12 protein-coding genes are annotated in these 13,723 nt (G+C 58.9%); 3 read left to right on the top strand and 9 right to left on the bottom strand.

Annotation, left to right across the window (positions count from 1 at the left end):
- Window positions 1–31 precede the first annotated feature (31 nt).
- From DK870_RS21225 to ppsA, 8 genes are all read right to left on the bottom strand, one after another.
- A complete protein-coding gene (locus DK870_RS21225) occupies window positions 32–1,015 on the bottom strand; it encodes an OmpA family protein (RefSeq protein ID WP_090369289.1) in 984 nt (327 codons plus the stop codon).
- A 107-nt stretch (window positions 1,016–1,122) separates the two neighbouring features.
- On the bottom strand, window positions 1,123–1,713 hold the full coding sequence (gene sigX, locus DK870_RS21220; protein WP_003193286.1) for an RNA polymerase sigma factor SigX: 591 nt from the start codon (window positions 1,711–1,713) through the stop codon (window positions 1,123–1,125).
- Between the two features lie 87 nt (window positions 1,714–1,800).
- Window positions 1,801–2,625: a mechanosensitive ion channel domain-containing protein gene (locus tag DK870_RS21215; RefSeq protein ID WP_017527459.1), complete on the bottom strand. Its 825-nt coding sequence runs from the start codon at window positions 2,623–2,625 to the stop codon at window positions 1,801–1,803.
- Window positions 2,626–2,627: 2 nt separating this feature from the next.
- Window positions 2,628–2,873: a hypothetical protein gene (locus tag DK870_RS21210; protein WP_060756224.1), complete on the bottom strand. Its 246-nt coding sequence runs from the start codon at window positions 2,871–2,873 to the stop codon at window positions 2,628–2,630.
- Window positions 2,874–2,959: 86 nt separating this feature from the next.
- The gene (locus DK870_RS21205) at window positions 2,960–3,955 is read right to left on the bottom strand and encodes a zinc transporter ZntB (protein ID WP_060756225.1); all 996 of its coding nucleotides are present in this window, start codon (window positions 3,953–3,955) and stop codon (window positions 2,960–2,962) included.
- Between the two features lie 24 nt (window positions 3,956–3,979).
- Window positions 3,980–4,471, bottom strand: coding sequence for a ribonuclease E activity regulator RraA (gene rraA / locus DK870_RS21200; RefSeq protein WP_017527456.1), 492 nt, complete (start codon window positions 4,469–4,471; stop codon window positions 3,980–3,982).
- A 230-nt stretch (window positions 4,472–4,701) separates the two neighbouring features.
- The gene (locus DK870_RS21195) at window positions 4,702–5,691 is read right to left on the bottom strand and encodes an alpha/beta fold hydrolase (protein ID WP_161549594.1); all 990 of its coding nucleotides are present in this window, start codon (window positions 5,689–5,691) and stop codon (window positions 4,702–4,704) included.
- Between the two features lie 106 nt (window positions 5,692–5,797).
- Window positions 5,798–8,173 carry a phosphoenolpyruvate synthase gene (ppsA, locus tag DK870_RS21190; RefSeq protein ID WP_060756227.1) on the bottom strand — a complete coding sequence of 792 codons (2,376 nt, stop codon included), beginning with the start codon at window positions 8,171–8,173 and terminating at the stop codon, window positions 5,798–5,800.
- 179 nt (window positions 8,174–8,352) lie between these two features.
- Between ppsA and DK870_RS21185 the strand changes: the two genes are divergently transcribed.
- Window positions 8,353–9,171, top strand: coding sequence for a pyruvate, water dikinase regulatory protein (locus DK870_RS21185; protein ID WP_003175525.1), 819 nt, complete (start codon window positions 8,353–8,355; stop codon window positions 9,169–9,171).
- 155 nt (window positions 9,172–9,326) lie between these two features.
- Here DK870_RS21185 and DK870_RS21180 read toward each other — a convergent pair whose 3' ends face one another.
- Window positions 9,327–10,751 carry a PLP-dependent aminotransferase family protein gene (locus tag DK870_RS21180; protein ID WP_060756228.1) on the bottom strand — a complete coding sequence of 475 codons (1,425 nt, stop codon included), beginning with the start codon at window positions 10,749–10,751 and terminating at the stop codon, window positions 9,327–9,329.
- Window positions 10,752–10,911: 160 nt separating this feature from the next.
- On the opposite strand from DK870_RS21180, the gene DK870_RS21175 reads away from it, so the two are divergent.
- Both DK870_RS21175 and moeB read left to right on the top strand, forming a co-directional pair.
- Window positions 10,912–11,805: a DMT family transporter gene (locus DK870_RS21175; protein WP_161549611.1), complete on the top strand. Its 894-nt coding sequence runs from the start codon at window positions 10,912–10,914 to the stop codon at window positions 11,803–11,805.
- Window positions 11,806–11,846: 41 nt separating this feature from the next.
- Complete coding sequence (moeB, locus tag DK870_RS21170) at window positions 11,847–13,709, top strand: molybdopterin-synthase adenylyltransferase MoeB (RefSeq protein WP_060756230.1); 1,863 nt, start codon at window positions 11,847–11,849, stop codon at window positions 13,707–13,709.
- The last annotated feature ends 14 nt before the right edge of the window (window positions 13,710–13,723 follow it).

Here is a 13,723-nt window from a genome sequence, read left to right as displayed (position 1 = left end):
CCTGAGCCGGGTTTTTTCTACTACTCAGTAATTACTGAGCAGCTTGAGCTTCTACCGAGGCTTCTACGCGACGGTTGATAGCACGACCAGCTTCAGTTGCGTTGTCAGCAACTGGGCGGGATTTGCCGTAACCAACCGAGCTTACACGGTTAGGAGCAATACCGTCTTTGACCAGAACTTGCTTAACAGCGTCAGCACGACGCTGGGACAGCTTCTGGTTGTAAGCGTCTGGACCTACGGAGTCAGTGTGACCTTCAACCACGGTGGTGGTGTTAGGGTACTGCTTCATGAAGTCAGCCAGGTTTTTCACGTCAGCGTAGCTGTTAGGCTTAACAACGGACTTGTCGAAGTCGAACTTAACGTCCAGCTCAACACGAACAACCTGAGCAACTGGAGCTTCTGGCTCTGGAGTTGGCTCTGGAGCTGGTGCTGGGGTAGGAGCTGGAGCGACTGCGCCAGCGTTACCGCCGAAGTTCACGCCCAGGCCGACCAGTGCGGAGTAGTCCCACTTGCCGTTGTCCAGTGCGTAGTCAGCTTCAACACCGGCACGAGCGTACAGGTTGTTGGTGAAGTAGTACTTCACGCCAGCGCCAGCGATAGCCAGGGTGGACTGGTCGCGACCGCTGTGGCCGTCAGCTTTGACGTTGGTACGGCTCTGGTGACCGAAACCGCCTTCTACGTATGGACGCAGGCTGTCTACGCCAGCTTGACCGAAGTGATACTGGGCAACCAGGCTGCCGGTATCGCCTTTGATCTTCTGGTTACCAGTACCGTCGTTCGAACGGGTGTGGTTGGTAGTGTCGTAGGACAGGTTCAAGGACAGGTCGTCGGTCAGGAAGTAACCGATGCGAGCGCCAGGGTTGAAGCCGTCTTCGATGTGCTTGACGCTATCGTTGTACTGCTTCTTGTAGAACAGCTCGCCTTCAACTGCGCCTTGGCCTTGTGCCAGTGCGCCGAAAGAAGAAGCGGCAATAAGAGTACCAATGGCCAAGCCCAAGGTGTTTTTCAGTTTCATCCGTTAAATCCCCATCTGGTGATTGTAAAGCAGTCCCACAAACCGGGGGACAACTCGGCGACAAGTCTAACAGAACTTGCCTACACGTAAGAGATATTTGCCACGCACTAAGTTTCAGTCTCGCCCGCAAATTTCTCACGTAATTTATCAAGAGCACGCTTGTAACGCATTTTTGTAGCACTCAAACCCATATGCATGATGTCAGCGATTTCCTGAAACTCCAGCTCTGCGACAAATCGTAGCACCAGAATTTCACGGTCAATCGGGTTCACATGCACCAACCAGCGATCAAGTCCGCCCTTCTCCTCGGGTGCCGGCGCCTTCTCTTCAGACGCTTCCTCAAGGGGGTCAAGACTCAAAGCGTCCATCAACCGACGCTTTCGCCGCTCCTTACGATACTGCGTGATGCACTCGTTGTACGTGATGCTGTAGAGCCATGTCTTGAACTTCGATTTGCCCTCGAAGTTCTTCAGGCCATACAGCACCTTGAGCATCACTTCCTGACAGACATCATCCGCATCTCTATCGTTCCCTAAATACCTTGAACAAACGTTGAACAGAGTGCGTTGATACCTGCGCATCAATTCTTCGTACGCACGTGTTACGTGAAACAGCTCCGTGTGCGAGCGCGCGACCAACTCCTCATCAGAGAGCTCACGGGGGTCGTAGCGCGTAGACAGCGTTTGGGCTTTATTCAAAACAAGTCGTGCCGACAGTCAGGTCAATGTCCGCCACAATCCGGTCAGCCGGGTTTGCGGCGGCGTACATTAGCAGGATTTGCCGTATTAGCGGCTATTGACCTGCTGTTCCAGGAGAATCCGATTGGACAGCGACACCAGGTCGCCGTCATCGGTCAGCACCGTCGTCTTGACCGTGCCGATCTCCTCGATTTGCCCTTCAACCTCGCCAACACGCACGTGTTGCCCAACCTGATACAGCTCACGCACATAGATTCCCGCAAGAATCTGCCCGGCAATTTCCCGGCTTCCCAACCCCATTGCCAGCGCAACGGCCAGACCAACGGTAATCAAAACAATCACAATCACATGGTTGAGCAGGTCAGTCTTGACCTCCAACTGGCTGATCGCGACGGAAATACTGATGATGATCACCAGCCCCTGGGCGATTCGCCCCAGGCCTGCCGCGTAGTCCAGGCCCACGCCTTCAGCCGCTCCGCGCACCAGCCCATTGGCCAGTTGCGCCAGCAGAACGCCTACCAGCAGCACCAGCGCGCCGCCAAAAACCTTCGGCAAATACAGCGCCAGCATGTCGAGCGTAGCTGAAACTCGCTCAAGTCCAAGGGATTGCGCCGCAGAAACCAGGAAAATCAGCAAAACAAACCAATAAACGATCTTGCCGATCAACGTGGAGATCGGCACTTGCAGCCCTGCGCGCCCCAGCAGTTTGGTCAGGCCGGTGCCTGCCATCAAGCGGTCGAGCCCCAATTTGGCGAGCAATTTGGACAGCAGGGTGTCGAGCAGCTTCGCCACGACAAAGCCCAGCAACACCAGAACCAGGGCACCAAACAGGTTGGGAATGAAATTCGCCACCTTGGTCCATAGTGCGGTCATCGCGGTGACCAGGCTCTGGGTCCAGAGATCAAGTTCCATATTCAATCAGCCTTATCAGCAGTGCGAGCAAGAGGTTCACGGCGGGAAACCGGCGACACATGGGCCGAACCATTGTTCAGGGCCATCATCAGCGCCGGCAACCAGCGACCCAACAGACCGAACAGGTCGCCCGCCCCTACCTGGCGGTTGGCGGTTTTCAAAACGCGGCCCAGGCAGGCATCGTCATCACGGTTGGATGGCGATGCATTGAGCATGTCACGCAAAGACTGTTCGAACGGATCGTGCATATAGACCTCTCGCAAGTGTTTTAAAAGACGAGGGTTAAATTCTTGGGGTCACATAAGACCCTTGCTGCGTTCAGGTCATATTCAGGTCAAACCCAGCGTAATCGTCGAAAAAGCCACCATTGCCCCAGTGCAACGGCCACCATCATCAGGCAGGCAATCAAGAATCCGTAGGGGTTTCCCGCAAAGGGTATTCCACCCACATTGATTCCCAGCAGGCCGGTCAAAAAACTCATCGGCAGAAAGATTCCGGTGATGATTCCGAAGCGGTACATGGTGCGGTTCATACGCACGCTCAAGCGTCGGTCCTCGGTCTCAAGCACAAGCCCCACGCGCTCCCGAGCCAATTCGAGCTCTTCCAGGTAACGGGTCAGGCTGTTGTGTAATTCGTTCCAGTAGTCGGCGTCGTCATCACAAAACCACGGCAATTTGATGCGCGTCAGTTGCGCAAAAATATCCCGTTGTGGCGCCAGAAAACGCTTCAGCCCGGCTGCGCGTCGGCGAATCTGCAAGACGCTGCCATGCTCAGGAGTATACCGTTCGTCGGCATCGAGTTTTTCTTCCTCGGAATCGACGATTTCAGACAGGTCCGTGACCAGATCCTGCACTTTATTGGTCAGATACTGCGCCATATAAAGGATGAGCTCGGACGCCGTTTTCGGCCCATTGCCCTCCGCCAATTGCACCAGCAACTCATCGGTGGCGCGCAACGGCCGCAGACGCAGGGAAATGACCCGGTCGGCCGCCGCAAAAATACGCACCGAGACCATGTCTTCAGGCTCGGCACCTGGATTGAGGTTGACCCCACGCAGGAACAGCAGCAATTCGGCATCCGGCAACGGCAACAGGCGCGGACGAGTGTTCTCCTCCAGCAGCAGGTCACAGGCAAACTCGCTCAGACCACTGGATTTACGCAGCCAGGTCTGAGTCTGGGGGTGACTGCGATCCCAATGCAGCCACAGGCTTTCCTGGGGCTGCAATTGCAAATCATCGAGCTCTGTCCGGGCAATCGAACGCGCACCGCCTTTACCGTCCAGCACCAGGGCATGTACCAAACCCCACTGCGCGTTTTCTTCCTCGAACATCCTGACCCCTATGGCTACTGCGGTTTATTCAGGCATTTTCAGCGGGCTGGGCGACACAATCACGCCGTTGTTATCGGCGTAGATGTACTCACCCGGGCGGAATGTCACGCCCGCAAAGGTCACCACCACGTTCAGGTCGCCGATGCCGCGCTTGTCGGTCTTCATCGGATGCGACGCCAGCGCCTGCACCCCCAGGTCGGTCTGGGCGATAACGTCGACGTCACGGATGCAACCGTAGATCACCAGCCCTTCCCAACCGTTTTTCGCGGCTTTCTCGGCGATCATGTCGCCCAGCAACGCCCGGCGCAGCGAACCGCCACCATCGACCACCAGCACCTTGCCGGCGCCTGGCTGGTCGGCCTGTTCCTTGACCAGGGAGTTGTCTTCGAAGCATTTGATGGTGACGATTTCGCCGCCAAAGGAGTCTCGCCCGCCGAAGTTGCTGAACATCGGCTCAACCACCTGCACCAGTTCCGGGTAAGCGTCGCACAGGTCGGGGGTCACGTAATGGTTCATCGAGAAACTCCTGTCATCAAAGTAGAGGTTCAACATCCCATGGTGTACATCAGGAAAACGCGTCACAACAGGCTTTCTTTAAAGACTGCGCGGTTGACGGCGGCCATGATCAGACCCGCTTGGCCGCAACGCAATACCCGTTGCGCGACTGAATATGACCAGAAGCGTTTAACGCGTCATATCTTAGCCGCAACCACTCACAAGTGAAACGCCCTTGGCAGAGCGCTTCGTCAAACCGCTGCGTCCACTTCGGACTGTGCGCCGGACAAAGGTGTCAGCGGGTCTCTCAACCAGCGTGCCACCAATGGCCAGACCTCGGCCTGCGCAGGCTTGCTGACCAGCATCTGCACATGCCCGAAATCACCGCTAAACCCTTGCTGACGCCCCAGGCAGAGGTACTGGCGATGTTCAGAGCCGACCTGCTCGAACAGCTTGCGGCAGGCCCAGTCCGGGTCTTGCCGATCACCCGCAGCGCTCACTGCCAGCAATGGCACATCAACCTCGGCCAAGCCTTTCCACCAGTCGCGCTCGGCATCGCCAAAGCGCCCGAACAGGCCATGCCAGCGCATGGTTTCAAGCATGATACCGATAGGCTCGTCTTCCGGGCCGCGCTTGAGCCTTGGGCCGGACAACTGGCCCAGGCGCTTCAAGATCAAGCGCGCGCCCCACTCCACCGCGGGGATTTTCAGCGGCCAGTAGGTGCGGCTGACCTGGCAACCAAACAATGCTACGGAAGCCGCTGCAGGTGCGCCCAAGTGCTGGCCACCCAGGGCCGCCGCCAGAGTCGTAGCGCCCAGGGAATGCCCGATCCAGTGGGGAATCTGCCCACTCTGCTCACGCACGAACGCGCCAATGGCCGGCACGTCGTAGCGCGCGTAATCGGCGACACGGTTTTTGACGTAGTCGTGATTGCGCTTGGACAGGCCATGGCCACGCATTTCCGGGATCCATACATCAAACCCCTGGCGTGCCAGATAGGCACCCAGGCCGATACCTTTGGGCGAGTACCAGAAACGCCGATTGGAAAAACTGCCGTGCAGCAAAATAACCGGCGTGCCCCGGTTTTCCGGGACATCGGCCAGGCCCAAGCGGGTCACGGCCAGCTCGACAGTACCGTCCGGGCTGTTGCCGGGCTTGAGGCGATACACATCTTCACTCAGGTCGCCGCGACGTTCAGCGCTGATCAGGGCGACGGGAAACAGGTTGCTGCTGCTTTGCATAATGCTCTTGCACAAAAAAGGGCGGCGTCCGCAAGGATTCCCGCCCTGTACAGATAAGAATGCCGGTCACCCGCAACGAGTGACCGGCACTTTTGACGTGTCGACCTTAGGCGGACGCTTGGCCTTCAGCCAGGAAGAACCAGGTTTCCAGCACGGAGTCGGGGTTCAGAGAGACACTTTCGATGCCCTGTTCCATCAGCCACTTGGCCAGGTCCGGGTGGTCGGAAGGCCCCTGGCCGCAGATACCGATGTACTTGCCGGCCTTGTTGCAGGCCTGGATGGCGTTGGCCAGCAGCTTCTTGACCGCCGGGTTACGCTCGTCGAACAAGTGGGCGATGATCCCGGAGTCACGGTCCAGGCCCAGTGTCAGCTGGGTCAGGTCGTTGGAGCCGATGGAGAAGCCATCGAAGAACTCCAGGAACTCTTCGGCCAGGATGGCGTTGGACGGCAGCTCGCACATCATGATCACGCGCAGGCCGTTTTCGCCACGGGACAGACCGTTTTCAGCCAGCAGGTCGACGACCTGGCTCGCCTCGCCCAGGGTGCGCACGAACGGCACCATGATCTCGACGTTGGTCAGGCCCATCTCGTTGCGCACGCGCTTGAGGGCACGGCATTCGAGTTCGAAACAGTCACGGAAGGTTTCGCTGATGTAACGCGAGGCGCCACGGAAGCCCAGCATCGGGTTTTCTTCTTCCGGCTCGTAGAGCTTGCCGCCGATCAGGTTGGCATATTCGTTGGACTTGAAGTCCGACAGGCGCACGATGACCTTTTTCGGGTAGAACGCCGCCGCCAGGGTGCTGATGCCTTCCACCAGCTTCTCGACGTAGAAGCCCACCGGATCGTTGTAGCCGGCGATGCGCTTATCGACGCTTTCCTTGATCTCCAACGGCAGGCCGTCGTAGTTCAGCAGCGCCTTGGGGTGCACGCCGATCATGCGGTTGATGATGAACTCCAGGCGGGCCAAGCCCACGCCGGCGTTCGGCAGCTGTGCAAAATCGAAGGCGCGATCGGGGTTGCCGACGTTCATCATGATCTTGAACGGCAGGTCGGGCATGGCGTCGATGGAGTTTTGCTTGATGTCGAAACCCAGCTCGCCTTCAAAGATAAAGCCGGTGTCGCCTTCGGCGCAGGACACGGTCACGCCCTGGCCGTCCTTGAGCAACTGGGTGGCGTTGCCGCAACCCACCACAGCAGGGATCCCCAGTTCACGGGCGATGATCGCCGCGTGGCAGGTACGCCCGCCACGGTTGGTCACGATGGCGCTGGCTCGCTTCATCACCGGTTCCCAGTCCGGGTCGGTCATGTCGGAAACCAGCACGTCGCCTGGCTGGACTTTGTCCATTTCGGACACGTCCTTGATGATCCGTACCTTGCCTGCGCCGATGCGCTGGCCAATCGCACGGCCTTCAACCAGCACAGTCCCGGTTTCCTTGAGCAGGTAGCGCTCCATGACATTGGCCGACGTGCGGCTTTTCACGGTTTCCGGACGGGCTTGCACGATGTACAGCTTGCCATCGTCACCGTCCTTGGCCCATTCGATGTCCATCGGGCACTTGTAGTGCTTTTCGATGATCATCGCTTGCTTGGCCAGTTCGCTGACCTCCTGGTCGGTCAGGCAGAAGCGCGCACGCTCGGCCTTGTCGACTTCAACGGTTTTCACCGAACGACCGGCCTTGGCCTCGTCGCCGTAGATCATCTTGATGGCCTTGCTGCCCAGGTTACGGCGCAGGATGGCCGGGCGGCCTGCTTCGAGGGTGCCCTTGTGTACGTAGAACTCGTCCGGGTTGACCGCACCCTGTACGACGGTTTCACCCAGGCCGTAGGCGCCGGTGATGAACACCACGTCACGGAAGCCCGATTCGGTGTCCAGGGTGAACATCACGCCGGCGGTACCGGTTTCCGAACGCACCATGCGCTGCACGCCAGCAGACAAGGCCACCAGTTTGTGGTCGAAACCCTGGTGTACGCGGTAGGAAATCGCGCGATCGTTGAACAATGACGCAAACACTTCCTTGGCGGCCCGAATGACGTTTTCCACGCCACGGATATTCAGGAAGGTTTCCTGCTGGCCGGCGAACGAGGCGTCGGGCAAGTCTTCGGCGGTAGCCGAGGAACGCACGGCGACCGCCATGTCCGGGTTGCCGGCCGACAGGGCGGCGAAGGCGGCACGAATTTCTTCGTTGAGTTTCTCGGGGAACTCGGCTTCCATGATCCACTGGCGGATCTGGGCACCGGTCTTGGCCAGCGCATTGACGTCATCAACGTCCAGGGCATCCAGCGCGGCGTGGATCTGAGCGTTGAGGCCGCTCAGTTCGAGGAAATCGCGGTAAGCCTGGGCCGTGGTGGCGAAACCACCGGGCACCGACACACCAGCGCCTGCAAGATTACTGATCATCTCGCCGAGGGATGCGTTCTTGCCCCCCACGTGCTCTACATCATGGACGCCGAGCTTATCGAGGGAAACTACGTACTCTACCAAGGTGATCTCTCCACTAACTGTGTTGGAAAAGCTCAGGACGCTGGCGGCTCATAGAGGAGCAAACGCCTGCGCTTGTGGCCTGGACCTGGAAAATAAGTGAGAATGCGGCCCACTGCGGGACAGCAAAATCGCGCCTATCATATCCAAGATTCGCCATCAGCTTAAGGCCCAGGGCTCAAATGAAACGATCTGCTTTCTTTATTTCCGACGGCACGGGCATCACCGCCGAGACATTGGGTCAGAGCCTGCTCGCGCAGTTCGAAAACGTTACCTTCGCCAAATTCACGCGGCCCTATATCGACAGCGTGGATAAAGCGCGGGCCATGGTACAACAAATCAATCTGGCGGCTGAAAAAGACGGTTTCCGTCCGATCATTTTCGACACCATCGTGAATCAGGATATTCGTGAGATCCTGGCGACTTCGAATGGTTTCATGATCGATATTTTCTCGACCTTCCTGGCCCCTCTGGAACAAGAGCTGAGTGAACATTCCTCATACTCCGTGGGCAAATCCCACTCCATTGGGCACAACTCCAACTATATGGAGCGTATCGAGGCGGTGAATTTCGCCCTCGACAACGACGACGGCGCCCGCACCCACTACTACGACAAAGCCGACCTGATCCTGGTGGGCGTGTCGCGCTGCGGCAAAACGCCTACCTGTCTGTACATGGCCATGCAATTCGGTATCCGCGCCGCCAACTACCCGCTGACCGAGGACGACATGGAACACCTGACGCTCCCGGCTGCCTTGCGGGCGCACTCGCACAAGCTGTTCGGCCTGACCATCGACCCGGACCGTCTCACCGCCATTCGTAACGAGCGCAAGCCTAACAGCCGCTACTCCAGCTATGCCCAGTGTGAGTTCGAAGTGCGCGAAGTGGAAAATCTGTTCCGTCGGGAGAACATTGCGCACATCAATTCCACGCATTTCTCAGTGGAAGAGATCTCGGCAAAGATTCTGGTAGAAAAAGGCGTAGAACGCCGCTTCAAATAACCCCGCTGATGCTTGTAGTGAGCGGGCTTGCCCCGCGCTGGGCGGCGAAGCCGCCCCAACAAGGACGCCGCGGTGTTTCAGAAAAACCGAGGTATCTGGTTTTGGGGCGGCTTCGCCACCCAGCGCGGGGCAAGCCCGCTCACTACAATTAATGCCTACAGGTGAAAACGACCGCCGCCCTGGCCCAATGCGGTGGCCAACGCGTCAAACCCCTCTCGCAACAACTGATCATCCCCTGACGTATTGCAGATGCTCGCCCGAATGAACTGCGGCACTGCGGTTTGCCCCACCGCAAATGCCTCGGCCGTGGCGATCAGGTAGTTGTTCTGCTTGAGCTCCGCTTCGATTTCCGATGCACGCCACGGCTCCGGCACCTCGATCCAGAAGTGTGGGCTGTTGGGGTGGGTGCGATATTGCAGGCCAGCCAACAAACCTTGCACCAGCGCCTTGCGGCGGCTGATCTCATTGATCTGCTGGCGCAGCAGGTATTCCGCCGTGCCGTTTTCAATCCACTGGGTGGCCAGTTCCAGGGTCACCGGCGTGGCCATCCAGCAGGTAGAACGCAGCGCCGCCGAGATACGGCTGACCAGGGCCGGCGGCGCATGCACATAACCTACACGCAACCCGGCAGACACAGCCTTGCTCAGGCTGCTGATCAGAATCGTACGCTCAGGGGCGAAATAGCTGAGGGGCGGCGGCCGGTCTTCCACCAGCACACCGTGGGCTTCATCTTCAAGAATCAGCAGATTGTGTTCACGGCACACTTTGGCCAACGCTTCTCGACGCGCCACCGAGAGCACCGCAGTGGTGGGGTTCTGGATGGTCGGCGTGCAGTACAGCGCCGAAACCCGGTGATTACGACAGACTTCGTCCAGCGCGCTCGGCAGCACGCCCTCCTCGTCCATTTCCAGGCCGATGAGGCGGATGCCCAGCATGCGCGCGGCGGTAATGAGCCCCGGATAAGTCAGCTGTTCGGTGACCACTGTATCGCCGGCCCGTAACAGCGCCATCATCGAGCACAGCAAGCCATGCTGGCCGCCATTGACGCAAATGACCTGCTCGGGAATCGGGTGGAAATCGCGCTGCACCAGCCATTGCGCGCCGGCCTCGCGATAGCGTGGCAGGCCGGCGTCCGGCGTGTAGGCACTGATGTCCTGGAGGAACTTGGCGTTGGTCGACAGGGTTTGGAAGCTCTGGGCCAGGAACACCGTCTCCTGCCCGGGGATGTGCATGTTGCGGCTCATGTCGAAGTACTGGCGCGGCTCCTCGCTGAAGTTGCGAAAACCTTCATCGCGCTGGCGCTCCATCCCACGCTTGCGCACGAAAGTGCCGTCACCGACCCGCGCCACAACCAACCCCAGGCGTTCCAGTTCGCCGTAGGCCCGGCTGATCGTGCCGATCGTCACACCCAGGTTGTCGGAAAGCACCCGATGGGGCGGCAATTTTCTTCCTGGTTCAATCAAGCCTTCGAGGATGCCCCGTTCCATGACATCGGACAGGCGCTTGTACTTCACGCCCTGCCCGTTGGACAACCCCTCACGCATAATTGACACCATGTCAATATTTGTTTTGACAGCCATCTTTCGCCCTAATAGTGTGCTTTTACGGGTTCAATCGCCGAATTTTACAACTCATTACAAGCTCAATATAGAGTTCAATTCCGGCTCAGGGAAGCAATAAACGATGCCAATGTCCGCCGTTCTCGAAAACACCGCCAAGACCAAAACCCAAAAACAGTGGCTGGCCGGGTTGATCACCAGTGTGATGTTCCTGATCGTGTGCCTGAGCTGGGGCACCACGTGGCTGGGTATCAAGATCGCCGTGGAGAGCGTGCCACCGCTGACGTCCGCCGGCCTGCGCTTTCTGATCGCTTTCCCGTTGTTCCTGTGCTTTGCGCTGGTACGTCGCGAACCGATCCTGTTTCCCCGGGAGAGCCGCTGGTTCTTCGTGTTTGTGACCCTGTCCTATTTCAGCGTTCCTTATTACTTGCTCAACTACGGCGAGATGCACGTCTCGTCCGGCCTCACCGCCCTGCTGTTCAGCTGCATGCCGGTGTTTATCCTGATTTTCTCGGGGCTGTTCCTGCGTGAGCGCATCTACTTCTCCCAGGTGGTCGGTATCGGCATCGGCTTCGCCAGCCTGTACATGATCATCAAGAGCCAGGGCCTGCACCTGGACCACGCTGAATTCCTCGGCGTGCTGGCGATCCTGAGCGCGGCGATCATGCATGCGCTGTGCTATGTCATCACCAAGCAAAAAGGCAGTGCCATCAGCGTGATCACCTATAACACTCTGCCCATCGGCATCGCCGGGCTGATGTTGTTCGTCGCCGGCCTGTGGTTTGAGACGCCCACGTTTGACCAGATCACCCTGCGCTCCTGGGGAGCCCTGTTCTACCTGGGGCTGGTCGCGTCGGTGGGCGGGTTCATCGTGTACTTCATGCTGCTCAAGCGTTTGAGCCCGATCATCCTGTCGTTCGTGTTCATTATCTTTCCGGTGTTCGCGGTGATCATCGGCGCGTGGTACGAGGGCGTGGCGATTTCCCGGGACCTGATGCTGTACTCGGCCATTCTGCTGGCCGGCTTTGCAATCACCAAGTTGCCGATTGAAAAACTCCTGGCCAAGAAACCTTGAACGTCCCCCCGGCCCCTCAACATCAGCCACGCGAGAGAAACATGGACGTCCTGCGCCCAACCGCCCTGGAACAGATCTACGCCCACGCCAGCCGCAGCTACCCCGAAGAATGCTGTGGTTTTGTCTTCGCCGACGGCAGTGTGTACCTGGGCAGCAATATCCAGAACGAGCTGCATCGCAAGAACCCAGAGATGTACCCACGCAGCGCGGCCAACGGCTACACCTTTTCCGTAGCCGACACCCTGCTGATGAACAAGGCGTTTCGCAGTGATAACCCGGTGGTGGTGATCTACCACTCCCACCCGGATGTGGGCGCCTATTTCAGTGACGAAGACCAGGACAAGGCGCTGTTCCTGGGCGAGCCGATCTACCCCGTCAGCTATCTGGTGGTGGACGTTCGCCAGGGCCAGGCCCTGGGATCAAAGCTGTTTGCCTGGGATGGCAAGCATTTCGCCCTTAACCCTTTCAACGACCTGCACACGGAGTTGTCCATGAACGCTGTCTCTTTCCCCGACATTCTGGTTCGCGTGGCCAAGCTGCCGGAATCGACCCTTGAGGGCGCCGGATCGACATTGCGCGAAGTCATTGAAAACCTTTGCAGCCACTATCCACAGTTACGCGCGCATCTGTTTCATGAAAAAAACAACCAGCTCAAGGAGCACTTCCTGTTCACCGCCGAAGAAGAACTGATCGGTGCCGATGAGCCCCTGCCGGAACAGGCCAGGATCGAAGTGCTGTTGGCCACCTCCGGCGGCATGGATATCGATGCCCTGAGCAACGAGGAAGTGCAGCGCTACGTGCGCCACATCACCCTGCCCGGCGTCGGCCGCGAGGGTCAGCTGAAATTGAAAAACGCCAAGGTGCTGATCATCGGCACCGGCGGCCTGGGCTCGCCCATCAGCCTGTACCTGGCGGCGGCCGGCGTCGGCACCCTGGGGCTGGTCGACTTCGATGTGGTGGAAAGCAGCAACCTGCAACGCCAGATCGTCCACGGCAACAGCACGCTGGGCATGCCCAAGGTCGAGTCCGCCCGGCAACGCTTGCTGGACCTCAATCGCCACATCCAGGTCAACGCCCACGACACCGCCCTGAATGCCGACAACGCCCTCGAGTTGGTGGGCGCCTACGACCTGGTGATCGACGGCACCGACAATTTCGACACCCGCTACCTGGTCAACGATGCCTGCGTGCAGTTGGGCAAACCCCTGGTGTACGGCGCCATCTACCGTTTCGACGGGCAAATCAGCGTGCTCAACTATCAAGGCGGGCCGTGCTACCGCTGTCTGTTTCCCTCGGCACCTCCCGCGGAGCTGGCGCCCAATTGCAGCGCCGGCGGTGTGATCGGCGTATTGCCGGGGGTGGTGGGGATGATCCAGGCCACCGAGGCGATCAAGTTGTTGATCGGTATCGGTGAGCCCTTGTCCGGCCGCTTGATGCGCTTCGACGCGCTTGCGATGAAGTTCAGCGAAATCCGCTTCAAACGTCGCGCCGACTGCCCCTGCTGTTCGGACCTGCGCCACAGCGACAGCGTCGCGCCGGCCGTCTGCGCCGACGCCATGCCGAGCCGCCCCTCCCTGGCCGAAGAACGCTACATCAAGCCACGCGTACTCAAACAAGTGCTCGACCACCACCGCAGCGCCGACGTCCTGCTGGATGTGCGCGATGCCAGTGAACTGGAGGTGTGCAAACTGCCGGGCGTGGTGCACATCCCCCTGGCCGAACTGGATGGGCAGCTCGACAGCCTCAGCCGCGACAACACCCACTACCTGATCTGCTACGCCGGCACCCGTGCCGAGCAAGCAGCAAGCACCTTGCTGGCGGCAGGTTTTGCCAATACCAAGGTCCTGCAGGGCGGTATGAAACACTGGGTGCGCGACGTCGAACCCGACATGCCGTTGTATTGATCCGGGGATCGACT

The sequence above is a fragment of the Pseudomonas sp. Q1 genome (genome assembly GCF_009935975.1).
In the GTDB taxonomy this organism is placed as follows: Bacteria; Pseudomonadota; Gammaproteobacteria; order Pseudomonadales; family Pseudomonadaceae; genus Aquipseudomonas; species Aquipseudomonas palleroniana.
This window is presented reverse-complemented; position numbering and strand designations above follow the sequence as displayed.

Excerpts from the sequence above, each read along its gene's own strand:
- DK870_RS21205 (WP_060756225.1), bottom strand. The coding sequence starts at position 3,955 with ATGTTCGAGGAAGAAAACGCGCAGTGGGGTTTGGTACATGCCCTGGTG.
- DK870_RS21225 (WP_090369289.1), bottom strand. The coding sequence starts at position 1,015 with ATGAAACTGAAAAACACCTTGGGCTTGGCCATTGGTACTCTTATTGCC.
- DK870_RS21215 (WP_017527459.1), bottom strand. The coding sequence starts at position 2,625 with ATGGAACTTGATCTCTGGACCCAGAGCCTGGTCACCGCGATGACCGCA.
- DK870_RS21210 (WP_060756224.1), bottom strand. The coding sequence starts at position 2,873 with ATGCACGATCCGTTCGAACAGTCTTTGCGTGACATGCTCAATGCATCG.
- moeB (WP_060756230.1), top strand. The coding sequence starts at position 11,847 with ATGGACGTCCTGCGCCCAACCGCCCTGGAACAGATCTACGCCCACGCC.
- DK870_RS21180 (WP_060756228.1), bottom strand. The coding sequence starts at position 10,751 with ATGGCTGTCAAAACAAATATTGACATGGTGTCAATTATGCGTGAGGGG.
- DK870_RS21195 (WP_161549594.1), bottom strand. The coding sequence starts at position 5,691 with ATGCAAAGCAGCAGCAACCTGTTTCCCGTCGCCCTGATCAGCGCTGAA.
- rraA (WP_017527456.1), bottom strand. The coding sequence starts at position 4,471 with ATGAACCATTACGTGACCCCCGACCTGTGCGACGCTTACCCGGAACTG.
- DK870_RS21185 (WP_003175525.1), top strand. The coding sequence starts at position 8,353 with ATGAAACGATCTGCTTTCTTTATTTCCGACGGCACGGGCATCACCGCC.